Here is a 16,833-nt window from a genome sequence, read left to right as displayed (position 1 = left end):
TCTAATCACCGATATGGATTACGGGCTTGTGTTGTTCACCAGTGACCGTGGTATCGCTCCGGCGGCCGCGGCCAAACTCGCTGATGATCATGGCTTCACCACCTTCTATGTCCCCGAGCACACCCACATTCCGGTGAAGCGGCAGGCCGCACATCCCACGACCGGGGATGAGTCGCTGCCCGATGACCGGTATATGCGCACGCTGGATCCGTGGGTGAGTCTCGGGACCGCATGCGCGGTGACCTCGCGGGTGCGGTTGTCCACCGCGGTGGCGTTGCCGGTCGAGCATGATCCGATCACGCTGGCCAAATCGATCGCCACGCTCGATCATCTCTCCGGCGGGCGGGTCAGCCTGGGCGTCGGGTTCGGCTGGAACACCGATGAGCTGGCCGATCACGGGGTGCCGCCGGGGCGGCGACGCACCATGCTGCGCGAGTACCTGGAGGCGATGCGCGCGCTGTGGACCCAGGAGGAAGCCTCTTTTGAGGGCGAGTTCGTCAACTTCGGGCCGAGCTGGGCCTGGCCCAAGCCGGTGCAGTCCCACGTTCCGGTGCTGGTGGGTGCGGCCGGCACCGAGAAGAACTTCAAGTGGATCGCCCGCAGTGCCGATGGCTGGATCACCACGCCGCGGGATTTCGACATCGACGCACCGGTCAAGCTGCTGCAGGACATCTGGGCGGCCGCCGGTCGCGACGGGGCACCGCAGATCGTGGCACTGGACTTCAAGCCGGTACCCGAGAAGCTGGCGCACTGGGCCGAACTCGGTGTCACCGAGACGCTGTTCGGCCTGCCCGACAAGTCCGAAGCCGAAGTCGCCGCCTACGTCGAACGCCTGGCCGGCAAGTTGGGGTTGGGCTGACCTAGCGCGAACAGACGCGAAAGCCCCCATTCCAGGCCCGAAATGGGGGCTTTCGCGACTGCTCGGCAAGAAATCAGCGCAACGAGCAGCGGTTGCCGTAGTCCAAGGCGCGCACCGTGATTGGCACCCCCAGCGGCTCACCGTCGGACAACAGCGCCACCAGGTCGTCGTCCTCGGTGGTCGCCAGGAATCGGCTGCCGTCGGCGTCGAGCCGGCCGATGATGATCCCGGTCCGGGTCTCCCAGTCGTAACGGACGCTGTAGGTCTCGATCGTCGCCGCGCCCTCGGCATGCTCGGTGACGGCCTCGCCTGCGCCGCCGTCGATCTGGGCCTGACGTTCGGCACTGCGATCCGGCATCCATGGAACCGGGGCGGCCGAGTACACGCCGACCGAATACTTGCTCATCATGCCGCCGTTGGCGCCGACGAAGGCGAATTGCCCTGGGGCACTGCGGGCTGCGGCCACCGCCTCGGCGATGGCGTGCATCGAGTAGTTGTTGCCGGCGCCGCCGAAGAACGGCAAGCCGCCGGTCAGGGTCAGGCCGCGCGGGTCGTCGGCGGCCAGGTGAAAGGCGTCACAAATGGCGAACACCGGCACCGGGAAGCAGCTGTAGAGATCCATTGCCGCGACGTCGTCGAAGCCGATGCCGGCCATCGCCAGCGCTTCGGTGGTGGCGGCCACGGCGGCGGGATAGGCGCTCAGGTCGGAGCGTTCCAGCAGGCGCGGGGAACGCATGTCGGCGTGGCCGTGCAAATACACCCAGCGGTCTTCGGGCACGCCCAGGCGCCGGGCGGCCTCCACCGACATCAATAAAGCTGCGGCACCCTGGTTGACCTGATCGCGCGCCACCAGCAGCCGCGGGTAGGGGTCGCAGATCATCCGGTTCGCGTCACTGATCGTGGTCAGCTCATCGACCGTGCGTTCCACCGGCGAGGCCGAGAATGGGTTCTTCGCGGCGATCTTGGTCATCGGCGCGAACAGTTCGCCCATCGCCTGCAGATAGTCGGCGGTGCTTCGGCCCAGCCGGGCGCGCCGGGCGTTCTCCAGCAGGCCGTACTGCACCGGCGCACCGGTGAGCCCGTGGATGACGGTGTAGCGCTCGACGAACTCATCCAGGCCGTGACCCCGGTCTTCGAGTTGGCCGTCGATGGTCTCGCTGAAATCCGGCTTGTCGTCGGATTTGGCGAAGTGACGCAGCGTCGAGGTGGCATCCGATCCGCACAGCAGCACCACGTCGGCAGTGCCGGCCGCGATCTCGGCGGCGAACTCGCTGAGCAGCTTCTGCGGCCCCTGACCACCCACCTTGTCCAGCACCGCCCGAGCCGGGTCCGCACCGATCAGACGGGCCACCGAGCGCGGGAAGTTGTTCGACTTACCCAGCGGCGCCGGAGCATTCGGGATCGAATTCTCGAACTGGCGGGTGGCCACCACCGCATCGATAGCCGCTACGACCTGCTGCCCGCCGCAGTCCTCCACGGCCGCCTGCGCGGCGGCAGCGGCCAGCTCCACCGGCGACATGGCGCGGTAGTCGGCGTCGTCGATGCGTTCGGCGGCCTGCCCGACGCCGACGACGACGGGCGTACGCGGATCAATGCTCATGGCTTTACCTTCCTAAGGCGAGCAGACGCGAAAGCCCCCAATTTCAGGCTGAAATGGGGGCTTTCACGTCTGCTCAGCAGAAAACTGCTACAGGCTTTCCAGGATCTGGCGCGCCAGTTCCGCGGTGGCCGACGGGGTCTTGCCCACCTTCACACCGGCGGCCTCCAGAGCCTCCTGCTTGGCGGCCGCGGTGCCCGACGAACCGGACACGATCGCACCGGCGTGCCCCATCGTCTTGCCCTCCGGAGCGGTGAACCCGGCGACGTAGCCGACCACCGGCTTGGTGACGTTGGCCTTGATGTAGTCGGCGGCCCGCTCCTCGGCGTCGCCCCCGATCTCACCGATCATCACGATGACCTTGGTGGCGGGGTCCTTCTCGAACGCCTCGATGGCGTCGATGTGGGTGGTGCCGATCACCGGGTCGCCGCCGATGCCTATCGCGGTGGAGAACCCGAAGTCCCGCAGCTCGTACATCATCTGGTAAGTCAGCGTGCCGGACTTGGAGACCAGACCGATCGGGCCGGCGCCGCTGATGGTGGCCGGGGTGATCCCGACCAGGCACTCGCCGGGGGTGATGATGCCCGGACAGTTCGGCCCGATGATCCGGGTCTTGGCGCCCTTCTCCAGGTTGTAGGCCCACGCATACGCGCTGTCCTGCACCGGAATGCCCTCGGTGATGACCACCAGCAGGCCGATCTCGGCGTCGATGGCCTCGATCATCGCGTCCTTGGCGAACTTGGGCGGCACGAACGCGATGGACACGTCGGCGCCGGTCTTCTCCATCGCCTCGGCCACGCCGCCGAACACCGGCAAATCGACGCTCTCGCCGTTCTTGTCGGTGTGCGTGACCGTGGTGCCGGCCTTGCGGGCGTTGACGCCGCCGACGATCTGGGTGCCGGCGGCCAGCATCCGAGCGGTGTGGATAGTGGCCTCACTGCCGGTGATGCCCTGGACGATGACCTTGCTGTCCTTGTTGACGAAGATCGACATGCTCAAGCGTCCTTTCCGGCGTGCGCCAGCTCGGCGGCCTTGTCGGCGGCCTCGTCCATGGTGGCGACAACGGTCACCAGCGGGTGGTTGGCCTCGGCCAGGATCGCCCGGCCCTCCTCGACGTTGTTGCCATCGAGACGCACCACCAGCGGCTTGGTCGCGGCGTCGCCGAGGATCTTCAGCGCCGACACGATGCCGTTGGCCACCGCGTCGCACGCGGTGATGCCGCCGAACACGTTGACGAACACACTCTTGACCTGCTTGTCGCCCAGGATGACGTCCAACCCGGCAGCCATGATCTCCGCCGAGGCGCCGCCGCCGATGTCGAGGAAGTTGGCCGGCTTCACGCCGCCGTGCTTCTCACCGGCGTAGGCGGTGACGTCCAGCGTGGACATGACCAGGCCGGCGCCGTTGCCGATGATGCCGACCTCGCCGTCGAGCTTGACGTAGTTGAGGTCGTGCTCTTTGGCCTTGATCTCCAGCGGGTCGGTGGCGTCGAGGTCGGCGAACTCGGCGTGGCCGGGCTGGCGGAACTCGGCGTTGCCGTCCAGGGTGACCTTGCCGTCCAGTGCCAGGATCTGGTCGTCGGGGGTGCGCACCAGCGGGTTGACCTCGACCAGGGTGGCGTCTTCGTTGACGAAGACCTCCCACAGCTTCTGGATGGTCACCGCGGCGGCGTCGAGCACCTCGGTGGGCAGGTGGCCCTGCTCGGCGATCGAGCGGGCGAACGCCAGGTCGACACCCTTGACCGCGTCGACGGGCACCTTGGCCAGCCGTTCCGGCTTGGTGGCGGCGACCTCTTCGATCTCCATGCCGCCCTCGACCGAGCACATGGCCAGGTAGGTGCGGTTGGAACGGTCCAGCAGGAAGGAGATGTAGTACTCCTCGGCGATGTCGCTCGCCTCGGCTACCAGCAGCTTCTTGACGATGTGGCCCTTGATGTCCAGGCCGAGAATGTTCTGCGCGTGGGTGAGCGCGTCTTCCGGGGTGGCGGCGTACTTGACGCCACCGGCCTTGCCGCGGCCGCCGACCTTGACCTGGGCCTTGACCATGACCGGTCGGCCGATCTCGGTGGCGATGGCTTTGGCGTCCTCAGCCGAGGTGGTTACTCGGCCAGGAGTGGTCGGCACGTTGTGCTTGGCGAACAGCTCCTTCGCCTGATACTCGAAAAGATCCATGGGCTCACTGTCTTATTACGGGTAGCCGGCGGGCCGGCACTGTCGGATTCAGGAGGATTTAACTCCCGAGGCACTGTATCGACCCCGCGGCGAGGTTCCGCCCTCCCATACCACCGCTGTGGCACATCTCACCGCCGTCGAAACGTGATTCATTTCACATTACGTGCATGTTTCGACCGATAGCTTGCCAGTGCGGCGCATCACTGGTTACCGTCACCAAGTCCAGGTCTTTATAACGTTCTGATTACGACCAGAGGATCTTCCAGTCTGATGCGGCACGGATCACCCATGCGCCCGCTTCCCGGCGGGATCAGCCCTCGCTATCGGAGCGGCGCAGCGGCGGCCCCCAGCCCCGCCGAAGTCACCGACATCATCCCGTTCAACGAGTTCGGACAGCTCGACGACGCGCCCTTCCGCGATACGGCCTTCGACGGTTCGGATGAGGTGCTGCTGGCGCCGGAGTTGGACGACCTGACCGACACCGACAACATGCCGGTGCTGCAGCTGGCGTTCCCCCGCGGCGGTTACCCCGACGAGTACGTCTACCGTTCTCCGCGCGAGGCAGCCGGTGTTCCGTCGCGCGGCGGAAAGCACCGCAGCCAGCCCACCAGCGCGGTCAAGAGCCGCGTGATGATCGCCGCGATGGCCGCTGGTGCGGCGGCCGCCGCCGCGCACGCCGCCACCCACCCGTCCGACGACACGGTGAATCGGCCGGCCGTGCTGGCCGCCAGCAAGACGATGCTGAACGACGGCACCACCACCACCTCCAGCCACGGTATGCAGATGATCACGGTCAAGGCCGCGGCCAATGTCGTCGTGCACAACGAGGAGCTGGCCAAGGGCGTGGCGTTCGCCCAGGAGCGCGCCGAGCGCGAGGCCCGGCTGCAGCGTCCGCTGTTTGTCGCACCCACCCAGGGCGCGTTCACCTCGAACTTCGGCTACCGCTGGGGTGTGCTGCACGCCGGCATCGACATCGCCAACGCCATCGGCACCCCGATTCTGGCGGCGTCCGACGGCGTGGTGATCGAGTCCGGCGCCAGCGCGGGCTACGGCATGCTGGTCAAGCTGCGCCACTCCGACGGCACGGTGACCCTCTACGGGCACATCAACCGGTCGCTGGTCAGCGTCGGCGAGCGGGTGATGGCCGGCGACCAGATCGCCGAGATGGGCAACCGCGGCTACTCCACCGGCCCGCACTTGCACTTCGAGGTGCTGCAGAACGGCACCAGCCGGATCGACCCGACCTCCTGGCTCGCCAAACGCGGCATCAATTTCGCTTAACCTGGACGGGTGACCGACCGCCACCAGCCGCCCACCGGCGCTAATCCTTTCGGAAACGATCCGGCCAGTGCTGCCAGCCGCATCATCCGCCGGGCCCCTACCGGCGCCATTCCGGTCGTCACCGGCGCGCAGCAGATGCCGCCGGCGATGCGGCCCCACGAGGCACCCCGGCCGGGTCACACCCCGTCGGCCGCCGTGCCGATCAGTGCCTGCGTGTTCGCCATCATCGGCTGCTGGGCCACCTCCGTGGTGTCTACCGACCTGATCGCCAGCTGGTGGCACACCGACCGGCTGTTCTGTGTCGCGGTCGCATTTTTGAGCCTGGTGTTCGCGGGGACGACCGTGACCGGGGTGATCATGCTGCTGCTGCGGCGCCCGGTCGGCCGATACCTGATCGCGATCGGGGCGGTGGTGGCGCTGCTGACCTTCGGCAGCCTGTTCCTCGCCGGTGCCCGGGTGCCGGGCATCGTGCACACCATCCCGTTCATCCAGGCCGCCACCGTCGTGGCGGCACTGCATCCGGCCACCAAGCGCTGGCTCGGCCTCCCGTAGTTGGCGGCGACCCGCTAAAGCTTGGTCACCGGCGCGTGGTTGTGCATCAGCTTGACCCGCCCGGAACTGCCGAAGTCGATCAGTGACATCGCCGACTCCCCCGCGCCGGAGACTTCCTCGACCCGGCCCAGGCCGTACTTGTCGTGCGAGACCCGGTCCCCGGGAGCCAGCACCAGCAGTGGCCGATTGCCGGAGCGGCTCGGTGCCGGTCTGGGCGTCCCGAACCGGCCGGCCCCGCTGACCGGGGCGCTCGGTGACGCGGTGGCGTCGGTGCGCCGCCAATCGATGAGCTGCTGCGGGATCTCGCGCAGGAAGCGCGATTCCGGGTTCAACATGGGCTGGCCCCACGACGAGCGCACCTTGGCCCGGCTCACATAGAGCCGTTGCCGGGCCCGGGTGAGGCCGACGTAGGCCAGCCGGCGTTCCTCGGACAGCTCGCGGGCATCCCCGAGCGACCGCATGTGCGGGAACATGCCGTCTTCCCAGCCGGTGACGAACACCACCGGGAACTCCAGGCCTTTGGCGGTGTGCAGCGTCATCAGCGTGACCATGCCCGAACCGTGTTCGGGGATCTCGTCGGTGTCGGCGATCAGCGAGACCCGCTCCAGGAACGCCGCCAGCACCCCGACGTCGGGGATGTCCTCCTCCTCGGGCAGGTTGTCCAGTTCGGCGAGCGCGTTGGCCCGGTCGATGCTGAATTCATGAGCAACGCTGACGAGTTCGTTGATGTTGTCCAGCCGCGCCAGATCCTGCGGGTCGGTGGAGGCCTCGAGTTCGCCGCGGTAGCCGGTGCGGTCCACCACCTGCTCGACCAGCCCGCCGAGGTCCTCCTCGCACGCGTTGAGGTGTGCCCGCAGTTCGTCGAGCATCGCGACGAATCCGGCGATCGCGTTCTGCGAGCGGGTATTGAGCATCGGCACCTGGCCGTCGGCGGCGGCGCGCAGCGCGGCGGCGAAGCCGATGCCGGTGTTCTCGGCGTGCACCGCCACGCACGCCTCGGCGCGATCACCGATGCCGCGGCGCGGGGTGTTGAGGATGCGCCGCAGGCTCACCGCGTCGCCGGGGTTGTCCAGCACCCGCAGGTAGGCGATGACGTCGCGGATCTCTTTGCGTTCGTAAAAGCGCACGCCGCCAACGACTTTGTAGGGGATCCCGGCACGGATGAACACCTCTTCCAGCGACCGGGATGAGTTGTTGGTGCGGTAGAACACCGCGATGTCGCCGTAGTTGATCGTGCCCGCGTCGGTCAGGGCGTCGATCTCCTGCGCGACGAACCGTGCCTCGTCGTGTTCGTTGTCGGCGACATAGCCCACGATCAGCTCGCCGTCACCGGCGTCGGTCCACAGCCGCTTCTCCCGGCGCCCGGAGTTGTAGGCGATCACCGCATTGGCCGCCGACAGGATGTTCTGGGTGGAGCGGTAGTTCTGCTCCAGCAGCATCGTCTTCGCATCCGGGTAGTCGCGTTCGAAGTCCTCGATGTTGCGGATGGTGGCGCCGCGGAACGCGTAGATCGACTGGTCGGCGTCACCCACCACGCACAGCTCCGCCGGCGGGATGTCGGCGGCTTGCCCGCCTTCGACGGAATGCCCCGCCAGCTCACGCACCAGCACGTATTGGGCGTGGTTGGTGTCTTGGTACTCGTCGACCAGAATGTGCCGGAACCGGCGGCGGTAGTGCTGGGCGATCTCCGGGAACGCCTGCAGGATGCCGACCGTCTCGCCGATCAGGTCGTCGAAGTCCAGGGCGTTGGCCGAGCGCAGCCGGCGCTGGTATTCGGCGTACACCGCGGCCACCACCCGGCTCAGGTCATCGGAGTCCTCGGTCAGCTCGGCCAGCGACCGTTCGGGGTCGATCAGTTCGTTCTTGAGATTGGAGATGGCGTTGGCCAGCAGCCGCGGCGAATGCCGTTTGACGTCCAGGCCCATGTCGCGCCCGATCATCAGCAGCAGCCGCCGCGAGTCGTCGGCGTCATAGATCGAGAAGTTGGAGTTCAGCCCGGGAACCACCGAGGCCTGGTTGCGCAGGATCCGCACGCAGGTGGAGTGAAACGTCGACACCCACATCGCCCGCGCCCGCGGGCCGACGAGCCCCTCCACCCGCTCCCGCATCTCGGCGGCGGCCTTGTTGGTGAAGGTGATCGCCAGCACCTGCCCCACGCCGACGTCGCGGGCGGCCAGCAGGTAGGCGATCCGCCGGGTGAGCACGGCCGTCTTGCCCGAACCGGCCCCCGCCACGATCAGCAGCGGCGAGCCCTCGTGCAGTACGGCCTGACGCTGCTGCGGGTTGAGCCCGTCCAGCAGGTGATCGGTTTGCGGAGTCGCATGCACACTCATAACGAACCCAACGTACCGCCGAACGCCGACACTCTTTGCGCTGGCACGGCCCTTAGTGGCAGACTCGGTTCGTGCTCGACATGCAGCGTCGATTTATCTACGGGTACCGATCAGCGGTGCCCGTGGTTTAGCTGCTCGCCAAGCCCCGCGGTCCGCTTCGCCGACCCGGGGCTCGTCTGTTGCGTGAGGCCGGATCGCCGATGGGACTAGAGAACACCAACAGCGAGAATCTGGAGTCCGAACCCATGACCACCCAATCCCAACAACAGCTTCCCGACGTCGATGAGCTGCGCCATGAGATCGACCGGCTCGACGCCGAGATCTTGGCCGCGGTCAAGCGCCGCACCGAGGTGTCGCAGGAGATCGGCAAGGCCCGGATGGCCTCGGGCGGCACCCGGCTGGTGCACAGCCGGGAGATGCAGGTGCTCGAGCGCTACAGCGAGCTCGGCCGGGACGGCAAGGAGCTGGCGATGCTGCTGCTGCGGCTGGGCCGCGGCCGGCTCGGGCATTAGCGGCCCGCGGTGACCAAACGCATCCTGGTGGCCGGCGGCACTGGCCGGGTCGGCCACATCGTGGTGCAGCGCCTGCAGGATGCCGGCGCGCAGGTGCGGGTGCTCAGCCGCGGCCGCCACCGCGACAGTTCGCCCGGCGCCGTCCAGTACGCGACCGGCGACGTGACCACCGGCGCCGGCCTGGCCGAAGCCCTCGACGGGGTCGACGCCGTGGTGGCGTGCGTGGATCCTCTTGACCGGCTGGCCGACGCGGCGCGGGCGGCCGGCACACCGCACCTGGTCTACATCTCGATCGTCGGGATCGAGAAGGTGCCGTTCTCCTACTACCAGCGCAAGCTCGCCGACGAGAAACTGCTCGCCGAGTCCGGGGTGCCGTGGACGGTGCTGCGCACCACCCAGTTTCACGACTTCGTCGCCGCCGGACTGCGGATGCTGGCCAAGTCGCCGGTGATGCTGTTGCCGGCCGGGTGGAGTTTCCAGCCGGTCGACCCACGCGAGGTCGGCGCCACGCTCGCCGAGCTGGCACTAGGTGAGCCGGCCGGGCGGGTGCCCGACATGGGCGGCCCGCAGGTCCTGGGCGTCGGCGAGTTGGCCCGCCAGTACCTGACCGCGGCCGGCAAGCGCCGCCTGCGGGTGTCGCTGCCGGTGCCCGGTCGGGTGGGCGGCGCTTTTCGTTCCGGCGGCCACCTGGCCCCCGACCGGGCGGTCGGGACCGTTCCGTTCGCCCGCTACCTCGCCGAGACGGCCATGGACCGGCACTGAGCATCGCCACTACTGTCGGGGAATGAGCTCCGTCCAACAGATCCCCGACATCTCCGCCACTCCGGCCTGGGACGCGTTGCGCAAGCATCACCAGCAGATCGGCGACACCCACCTGCGTCAGTTCTTCGACGAAAATCCCGACCGGGGCGAGAAGTTCACCGTCACCATCGGTGACCTCTACATCGACTACAGCAAGCACCGCATCACCGAAGAGACGGTGAGCCTGCTGCTCGATCTGGCCCGGACGGCCCGCCTGGAGGAGCGGCGCGACGCGATGTTCGCCGGGGTGCACATCAACACCTCCGAGGACCGGGCGGTGCTGCACACCGCGCTGCGGTTGCCGCGCAACGCCGACCTGCACGTCGACGGCCAGGACGTCGTCGCCGACGTGCATGCGGTGCTCGACGCGATGGGCGAGTTCACCGACCGGCTGCGCAGCGGGGAATGGACCGGCGCCACCGGAAAGCGCATCGAGACCGTGGTCAACATCGGTATCGGCGGCTCGGACCTCGGCCCGGTGATGGTCGACCGGGCGCTGCGCCACTACGCCGACGCCGGGATCACGGCACGGTTCGTCTCCAATGTCGACCCGGCCGACCTGACCGCAAAGCTGGCCGGTTTAGACCCGGCCACAACGCTTTTCATCGTGGCCTCCAAGACGTTCTCGACGCTGGAGACCCTGACCAACGCCACCGCGGCCCGACGCTGGCTGACCGCCGCGCTGGGCGACGACGCGGTGTCGCAACATTTCGTGGCGGTCTCCACCAACGCTGAGCTGGTCGAAAAGTTCGGCATCGACACCGCCAACATGTTCGGCTTCTGGGACTGGGTCGGCGGACGGTACTCAGTGGATTCGGCGATCGGGCTGTCGGTGATGGCGGTGATCGGCCGGGAGCGCTTCGCCGAATTCCTCACCGGCTTCCACGTCGTCGACGAGCATTTCCGCTCTACCCCACTGGAATCCAACGCACCGGTGCTGCTCGGTCTGATCGGGCTGTGGTACTCCAACTTCTTCGGCGCCCAGTCCCGCGCGGTGCTGCCCTACTCCAATGATCTGGACCGCTTCGCGGCCTACCTGCAGCAGCTCACGATGGAATCCAACGGCAAGTCGGCACGCGCCGACGGCACCCCGGTGGTCACCGACACCGGCGAAATCTTTTGGGGTGAGCCCGGAACCAACGGCCAGCACGCGTTTTACCAACTGCTGCACCAGGGCACCCGGCTGGTGCCGGCCGACTTCATCGGCTTCTCCCAACCCCTCGACGACCTGCCCACCGCCGACGGCACCGGCAGCATGCACGACCTGTTGATGAGCAACTTCTTCGCCCAGACCCAGGTGCTGGCGTTCGGCAAGACCGCCGAGGAGATCGCCGCCGAGGGCACGCCTAAAGATGTGGTGCCGCACAAGGTGATGCCGGGCAACCGGCCGACCACCTCGATTCTGGCCACCCGGCTCACGCCGTCGGTGCTGGGCCAGCTGATCGCGCTCTACGAGCATCAGGTGTTCACCGAGGGCGTGGTGTGGGGTATCGACTCCTTCGATCAGTGGGGCGTGGAGTTGGGCAAGACGCAGGCCAAGGCGCTGCTGCCGGTGTTGACCGACGACGCCTCCCCGCAGCCGCAGACCGACAGCTCCACCGACGCGCTGGTGCGTCGCTACCGGGTGGAGCGGGGCCGGGCCGGCTGAGCCTGCACACCGACTCAGGCGAAGCGCTTGGTGAACCGCGCCGGCATCAGCCGCAGCAGCCACACCAACGGAGCCCACGGCCACGGCGGCACCACCGCTCGGCCGGTTTCGCGTTCGATCGCGCGCACCATCGCCTTGACCCCGGTTTCGTTGTCCGCCAGCAACATCGTCGACGCCGACTTGGCCGTCATCTCCGACTCGATATAGCCCGGCTCCAGCACCGTCACCTTGATCGGGCCGCCGGAATACTCGGCGCGCAGCGACTCGCCCAGCGACGACACCCCGGCCTTGCTGGCCGCGTAGGCGGCCTTGACGCCGGGCACTCCCTTGTTGCCCAGCACCGAAGAGATCAGCACCAGGTGCCCGCCGCCGGCGGCGGTGAACATCTCTATCGCGGTCTCGATCTGCACCAGGGCGGCAACGAGGTTGGTCTCGATAGTCGCCTTGTTGGCCCACAGCTTCCCGGACCCCAATGGGGCGCCTTTGCCGATCCCGGCGTTGACGATGACCCGGTCGATCCCGCCGAGCTCGTCGGAGAGCTGGGTGAACACCCTGGGCACCTCGTCATGGTCATTGACGTCAAGCGCCGCCACCGCCACGGTGATCCCGGGATATCGTTGGGTCAGCTCGTCTTTCAGTTCCTTTAGCCGCTCGGTTCGCCGGGCGCACAGGGCCAGGTCGCGTCCGCGGGCGGCGAATGCGCGGGCCATGCCGGCCCCCAGGCCGGAGCTGGCTCCGGTGATGAGGATCTTCTGACGGGTCACCTGGGCAGCCTAACTATTTGAGCAGCCGCGACATGCGCCGGTCGGCGAGCACCTTGCCGCCGGTTTGGCACGTCGGGCAGTACTGGAAGGACTTGTCAGCGAACGACACCTCGCGCACGGTGTCGCCGCAGACCGGGCAGGGCAGCCCTGTGCGGGCGTGCACCCGCAGGCCGGAGCGCTTCTCACCTTTCAAAGTCGCGGCCTGCTGTCCGACCGAGCGGGTCACCGCGTCGGTGAGCACGGCCCGCATCGCCTCGTGCAGCGCGGCGAGCTGTTCGCCGGTCAGCTTGGCCGCGGTGGCGAACGGCGAAATCCTTGCGGTGTGCAGGATCTCGTCACTGTAGGCGTTGCCGATGCCGGCGATCACCTTCTGGTCGGTGAGGACGGTCTTGATCCGCCCGGTGTTGCCGGCCAGCAACCCGGCCAGCTCGTCGTCGGAGACCTCCAGCGCGTCGGGGCCCAGTGCGGCGATGCCGGGCACCTTGGCCGGGTCGTCGACCAGCCAGACCGCCAGCCGCTTTTGGGTGCCTGCTTCGGTGAGGTCGAAACCCGGCGCCTGCCCCGGGGCGCCCAGGTGCACGCGTACCGCGATCGGGCCCTTGCCGGCGCGCAGCGGCGCCGAAGCCAGCGCTTCTGACCAGCGCAGCCAGCCTGCCCGGGACAGATGGGTGATCAAATACAGCTTGTCGGTGTGCATTCCGAGGTACTTACCCCATCGGTGGGCGTCTGTAACCGTCTGGCCGCACAGCGCGTCGATCGGCGGATCGAAGGTCTTGAGCACCGAGAACGCGACGACGTCCACCCGGCCGACGGTGCAGCCGACGGCGTGCCGGCGCAGATGGTCCGCGAGCGCTTCGACTTCGGGTAGTTCGGGCATGCCGTCGAGTCTGCCCGGTCAGCGGGTGATGCGCCGCGCGTCGCGCAGCACCAGCGACAGCACCCAACTCACCAGCGACAGCACGATCGCCGCCCAGATCGCCGTCCACCAGAAGTGGTCGATCTGCAGCCCCCAATGCGTGGTGTTCTCGGTGATCCACGCGGTCAGCCACAACATGAACGCGTTGATCACGATGTGGAACAACCCCAGGGTGAGGATGTACAGCGGGATCGACAGCAGTTGCACCACCGGCTTGATGAAGGCATTGACCAGACCGAAGATCACCGCGACGACGAAGATGATCCCGATCCGCTGAGCCGTGGTGTCACCGCCGACGAAGCGGATTCCGCCGACCAGCAGCGTGACGATCCAGAGCGCCAATCCGGTCAGCGCTGCACGAAGCAGGAATGCGGCCATAGGCAGATCTTGCCATCGTCAACTCGGCGAAGAGCCCGTTTCTCGTGGTGCGTACGGCGCGCGGCCGCCCGTGACGGTTCTCACAAACGTACCGCAGGTATCCGGTACCGTAGGTATTGACTTGTCTGGTGGCGGCTCCTAATTTTTTGGGGACCGAAGCGAGAAGGGATTCCCGATGACCACCGTTGCGCGGCCGAGCGGCCCGTCCCGCGAGGAATTTGCCGAGCGCCTGCTCAAGGGCTCGGTGAAGAAGTCGTACGCACCCGTCGTCGACATCGACTGGGACGCCCCGGTCGACCCGGACAAGTTCTTCTTGCCGCCGCGGATGTGCACCCTCTACGGCACCGCGTTGTGGGAGTCGATGACCCGCGAGCAACAGATCGAGATGTCGCGCCAAGAGCTGGTCAACGTGCTCTCGGCCGGCGTCTGGTTCGAGAACATCCTCAACCAGGCCCTGCTGCGCGACATGATGCACAAGAACCCGACCGCGCGCACCACCCACTACTCGCTGACCGAGCTGGGCGACGAGACGCGGCACATGCTGATGTTCGGCAAGACCATCGACCGGATCGGCGGGGTGCCGGTACGCCCGAAGCTCTACCAGCGCATCGTCATCAACTCGCTGCCGTTCCTGTTCCGCGGCAGCATCCTGTGGGGTGCGGCCCTGGTCGGCGAGGAGATCTTCGACGCGCTGCAACGCCAGATCCTCGACGACCCGGACCTGCAACCGATCGTCCGGCGAGTGATGCGCATCCACGTCACCGAGGAAGCCCGCCACATCCAGTACGCCCGCGACGGCCTGCGCCGCAGCGTCCCGGCGATGCCGCGTTATCGCCGTGCCATGCTGGCGAACCTGCAGGGTGTCGGCGGACCGTTCTACCGCCATCTGTTCACGCTGCCGATCGTCTATAACCGGGTCGGGCTGGACGGGCGTGAAGCTCGCCGGGTGGCCCGGGCCAACCCGCACTTCCATGCCGCCTGCCGCTCGTCGTTCGCTCCGCTGGCCGCGTTCTTCACCGAGGTGGGCCTGATGGGCCGGCTCGCCCGGCGGATGTGGCGGCGGAACGGTTTCCTGTGATCCTCGACGTGGTGGTGCTGGGCGACCCGGCACGCCTGCACGGCTTGCTTGGGCACGCCCGGGTCGTCGATCCGGCCGCCGAGGCCCGGTTCGACAGCGCCACCGAGACATGGGCGGTGACGGTTCCCGACGGTGAGGTGGTGACCGCCCGGGTTTTGATCGACGCCACCGCCTCGGGGGACGGCGTCGTCGCCGCGCACGGTATCCCCAACCGGTTCCGGATTCCGGGCCCGCACACCCGCCGGCAGGCCCGGTATGTGGCCCGGCTCGTCGACGTCATGCAGCGCAGCGGCGCCGGCCGCATCGAATCCCGCTCTCCCCGGCTGCGCGTGCACCCGCTGCTGCCGACCCGCGGAGCCTCGCGGTTCTTTCTCACCGGCTGCGGTGGGGCGGATTTGGAGAACGCCGAGCTTTACGACGGGCCGGCCGTGCTCACCCACAACGGCGAGGACTACCCGGTCCGGGTGCGACTGGCCGGCCACTTCGACCCGATCGATGGTCAATACCATTGGCAGGGAATGTTTTTCACTGACCTGCCGGGTGTGAATGCGGCCGGCTCCAAGGTCAGCATCCGGATCGGCGAGCACACCGCCGAGGGGCGGGTCGCCGAGCGGACGCCGTGGGGCACGCTGACGGTGGCCGGCGCGGCCGGATACCCGCCGTATCCGCTGGAGGACGTTGAAATCGCGATGCCGCCTCGGGTCTAAGCTGCTCGGGAGTATGCCCAGCGACCACTGAGGAGACGATGTGCGGTTTACCTACGCCGAGGCTATGACCGACCCGAGCTATTACATTCCGCTCGCCAAAGCCGCCGAGGCAGCCGGCTACCACAGCATGACGATCCCGGACAGCGTCGCCTATCCCTTCGAGTCGGACTCGAAATATCCCTACACCCCGGACGGCAACCGCGAGTTCTTGGACGGCAAGGCGTTCATCGAGACGTTCGTGTTGATGGCGGCCCTGGGCGCGGTCACCAGCACGTTGCGGTTCACCCCGTTCGTGGTCAAGTTGCCGATCCGCCCGCCGGCGTTGGTGGCCAAGCAGGCCGGTTCGCTGGCCGCGATGATCGGCGACCGGCTGAGCCTGGGCGTGGGCACCAGCCCGTGGCCCGAAGACTATGACCTGATGGGGGTGCCGTTCGCCCGGCGGGGCAAGCGCATGGATGAGTGCATCGAGATCATCCGCGGGCTCACCACCGGCGACTACTTCGAGTTCCACGGCGAGTTCTACGACATCCCCAAGACGAAGATGACCCCGGCGCCGGCCCAGCCCATCCCGATCCTGATCGGCGGCCACGCCGACGCCGCGCTGCGTCGCGCCGCGCGCAACGACGGCTGGATGCACGGGGGCGGCGACCCGGCCGAGCTCGACGGCCTGATCGCACGCCTGAAGCAGCTGCGCGAGGAGGAAGGCCGTACCGGGCCGTTCGAGATCCACGTGATCTCGGTTGACGGATTCACCCTCGACGGGATCAAGCGCCTGGAGGACAAGGGCGTCACAGACGTGATCGTCGGCTTCCGGATCCCCTACATCGTCGGGCCCGACACTGAGCCGCTGGGCGACAAGATCCGCAACTTGGAGCGCTTCGCCGAGCACGTGATCGCCAAGGCCGGGTGACGATGATCACACTGCGGCGCTTGCCGTGTGCAGTCTCACTGTGTCGCTCGGAAATATCCGTGCCGCTGCGTCGTTGACTGGGTGTGTGCACTGACCGCCTCCCGGCGGTCGCGTACTGCAGCTCTCCATGCGTGACCTGCAGGAGGTATTGAAGATGAATACGCAGCCTTGCCTGCATGCCCAGCCACGCGGCGGCCACCGCGACGATCAGCGGGCGGTTCACCTGCTGCGCGTCGCCGCGACGTGCGACGTAGGTCAAAGCGACGCCCGCCGCGAATGGATTCGCGCGTCGACCCAGTGTTGATCGGCTCGACGCGGCACGTTTT

16 protein-coding genes are annotated in these 16,833 nt (G+C 67.6%); 9 read left to right on the top strand and 7 right to left on the bottom strand.

Translation table 11 applies throughout. The features are described from left to right. Positions 1-13 precede the first annotated feature (13 nt). Positions 14-859: an LLM class F420-dependent oxidoreductase gene (locus A5771_RS17255; RefSeq protein ID WP_064856417.1), complete on the top strand. Its 846-nt coding sequence runs from the start codon at positions 14-16 to the stop codon at positions 857-859. A 73-nt stretch (positions 860-932) separates the two neighbouring features. Here A5771_RS17255 and A5771_RS17250 read toward each other — a convergent pair whose 3' ends face one another. The 3 genes from A5771_RS17250 to sucC all read right to left on the bottom strand — a co-directional run bounded on the left by A5771_RS17250 (position 933) and on the right by sucC (position 4,627). Beyond that, positions 933-2,459, bottom strand: coding sequence for an acetyl-CoA acetyltransferase (locus A5771_RS17250; RefSeq protein WP_064856416.1), 1,527 nt, complete (start codon positions 2,457-2,459; stop codon positions 933-935). An 87-nt stretch (positions 2,460-2,546) separates the two neighbouring features. Then, positions 2,547-3,449, bottom strand: coding sequence for a succinate--CoA ligase subunit alpha (gene sucD / locus A5771_RS17245; protein WP_064856415.1), 903 nt, complete (start codon positions 3,447-3,449; stop codon positions 2,547-2,549). Positions 3,450-3,451: 2 nt separating this feature from the next. Further along, positions 3,452-4,627, bottom strand: a complete 1,176-nt coding sequence (sucC, locus tag A5771_RS17240; protein ID WP_064856414.1) for an ADP-forming succinate--CoA ligase subunit beta — start codon at positions 4,625-4,627, stop codon at positions 3,452-3,454. A 288-nt stretch (positions 4,628-4,915) separates the two neighbouring features. Here sucC and A5771_RS17235 point away from each other — a divergent pair, with 288 nt between their 5' ends. Both A5771_RS17235 and A5771_RS17230 read left to right on the top strand, forming a co-directional pair. Next, the gene (locus tag A5771_RS17235; protein WP_064856413.1) at positions 4,916-5,908 is read left to right on the top strand and encodes a M23 family metallopeptidase; all 993 of its coding nucleotides are present in this window, start codon (positions 4,916-4,918) and stop codon (positions 5,906-5,908) included. 9 nt (positions 5,909-5,917) lie between these two features. After that, positions 5,918-6,460, top strand: coding sequence for a hypothetical protein (locus tag A5771_RS17230; protein ID WP_064856412.1), 543 nt, complete (start codon positions 5,918-5,920; stop codon positions 6,458-6,460). A gap of 14 nt (positions 6,461-6,474) precedes the next feature. Here the strand turns inward: A5771_RS17230 and pcrA are convergent, their stop codons facing one another. Continuing rightward, on the bottom strand, positions 6,475-8,793 hold the full coding sequence (gene pcrA, locus A5771_RS17225; RefSeq protein ID WP_064856411.1) for a DNA helicase PcrA: 2,319 nt from the start codon (positions 8,791-8,793) through the stop codon (positions 6,475-6,477). 200 nt (positions 8,794-8,993) lie between these two features. Between pcrA and A5771_RS17220 the strand changes: the two genes are divergently transcribed. From A5771_RS17220 to pgi, 3 genes are read left to right on the top strand one after another with little or no spacing between them, the layout of a single operon-like run. Next, on the top strand, positions 8,994-9,305 hold the full coding sequence (locus A5771_RS17220) for a chorismate mutase (protein WP_082947292.1): 312 nt from the start codon (positions 8,994-8,996) through the stop codon (positions 9,303-9,305). Positions 9,306-9,314: 9 nt separating this feature from the next. Then, the gene (locus tag A5771_RS17215; RefSeq protein ID WP_064856410.1) at positions 9,315-10,067 is read left to right on the top strand and encodes an SDR family oxidoreductase; all 753 of its coding nucleotides are present in this window, start codon (positions 9,315-9,317) and stop codon (positions 10,065-10,067) included. A 22-nt stretch (positions 10,068-10,089) separates the two neighbouring features. Next, positions 10,090-11,754, top strand: a complete 1,665-nt coding sequence (pgi, locus tag A5771_RS17210) for a glucose-6-phosphate isomerase (protein WP_064856409.1) — start codon at positions 10,090-10,092, stop codon at positions 11,752-11,754. 14 nt (positions 11,755-11,768) lie between these two features. Here the strand turns inward: pgi and A5771_RS17205 are convergent, their stop codons facing one another. The 3 genes from A5771_RS17205 to A5771_RS17195 are packed head-to-tail and all read right to left on the bottom strand — an operon-like array spanning position 11,769 to position 13,812. Then, entirely contained in the window at positions 11,769-12,518 is a 750-nt protein-coding gene (locus A5771_RS17205; protein WP_064856408.1) for an SDR family oxidoreductase, read from the bottom strand. A gap of 13 nt (positions 12,519-12,531) precedes the next feature. Continuing rightward, positions 12,532-13,395, bottom strand: coding sequence for an Fpg/Nei family DNA glycosylase (locus tag A5771_RS17200; protein WP_064856407.1), 864 nt, complete (start codon positions 13,393-13,395; stop codon positions 12,532-12,534). An 18-nt stretch (positions 13,396-13,413) separates the two neighbouring features. After that, positions 13,414-13,812, bottom strand: coding sequence for a phage holin family protein (locus A5771_RS17195; RefSeq protein ID WP_064856406.1), 399 nt, complete (start codon positions 13,810-13,812; stop codon positions 13,414-13,416). Positions 13,813-13,987: 175 nt separating this feature from the next. On the opposite strand from A5771_RS17195, the gene A5771_RS17190 reads away from it, so the two are divergent. Genes A5771_RS17190 through A5771_RS17180 form a run of 3 tightly spaced genes read left to right on the top strand, consistent with a single transcriptional unit; the run spans position 13,988 to position 16,507 of the window. Beyond that, positions 13,988-14,890, top strand: a complete 903-nt coding sequence (locus tag A5771_RS17190; RefSeq protein ID WP_064856405.1) for an AurF N-oxygenase family protein — start codon at positions 13,988-13,990, stop codon at positions 14,888-14,890. Next, positions 14,887-15,597, top strand: coding sequence for a DUF4873 domain-containing protein (locus A5771_RS17185; RefSeq protein ID WP_064856404.1), 711 nt, complete (start codon positions 14,887-14,889; stop codon positions 15,595-15,597). The genes A5771_RS17190 and A5771_RS17185 overlap by 4 nt, the downstream gene beginning before the upstream one ends. A 40-nt stretch (positions 15,598-15,637) precedes the next feature. Beyond that, positions 15,638-16,507 carry a TIGR03619 family F420-dependent LLM class oxidoreductase gene (locus A5771_RS17180; RefSeq protein ID WP_064856403.1) on the top strand — a complete coding sequence of 290 codons (870 nt, stop codon included), beginning with the start codon at positions 15,638-15,640 and terminating at the stop codon, positions 16,505-16,507. The last annotated feature ends 326 nt before the right edge of the window (positions 16,508-16,833 follow it).

The sequence above is a fragment of the Mycolicibacter sinensis genome (genome assembly GCF_001667375.1).
In the GTDB taxonomy this organism is placed as follows: domain Bacteria; phylum Actinomycetota; class Actinomycetes; order Mycobacteriales; family Mycobacteriaceae; genus Mycobacterium; species Mycobacterium sinense_A.
The sequence above is the reverse complement of the archived record's forward strand: the minus strand, read 5'-3'. Positions and strand labels throughout refer to the sequence as shown.

What these genes read in the sequence shown, in the direction of transcription:
- sucD (WP_064856415.1), bottom strand. Translation starts at nt 3,449, where the DNA reads ATGTCGATCTTCGTCAACAAGGACAGCAAGGTCATCGTCCAGGGCATC.
- A5771_RS17235 (WP_064856413.1), top strand. Translation starts at nt 4,916, where the DNA reads ATGCGCCCGCTTCCCGGCGGGATCAGCCCTCGCTATCGGAGCGGCGCA.
- A5771_RS17195 (WP_064856406.1), bottom strand. Translation starts at nt 13,812, where the DNA reads ATGGCCGCATTCCTGCTTCGTGCAGCGCTGACCGGATTGGCGCTCTGG.
- pgi (WP_064856409.1), top strand. Translation starts at nt 10,090, where the DNA reads ATGAGCTCCGTCCAACAGATCCCCGACATCTCCGCCACTCCGGCCTGG.
- A5771_RS17190 (WP_064856405.1), top strand. Translation starts at nt 13,988, where the DNA reads ATGACCACCGTTGCGCGGCCGAGCGGCCCGTCCCGCGAGGAATTTGCC.
- sucC (WP_064856414.1), bottom strand. Translation starts at nt 4,627, where the DNA reads ATGGATCTTTTCGAGTATCAGGCGAAGGAGCTGTTCGCCAAGCACAAC.
- A5771_RS17200 (WP_064856407.1), bottom strand. Translation starts at nt 13,395, where the DNA reads ATGCCCGAACTACCCGAAGTCGAAGCGCTCGCGGACCATCTGCGCCGG.
- pcrA (WP_064856411.1), bottom strand. Translation starts at nt 8,793, where the DNA reads ATGAGTGTGCATGCGACTCCGCAAACCGATCACCTGCTGGACGGGCTC.
- A5771_RS17220 (WP_082947292.1), top strand. Translation starts at nt 8,994, where the DNA reads ATGGGACTAGAGAACACCAACAGCGAGAATCTGGAGTCCGAACCCATG.
- A5771_RS17250 (WP_064856416.1), bottom strand. Translation starts at nt 2,459, where the DNA reads ATGAGCATTGATCCGCGTACGCCCGTCGTCGTCGGCGTCGGGCAGGCC.
- A5771_RS17255 (WP_064856417.1), top strand. Translation starts at nt 14, where the DNA reads ATGGATTACGGGCTTGTGTTGTTCACCAGTGACCGTGGTATCGCTCCG.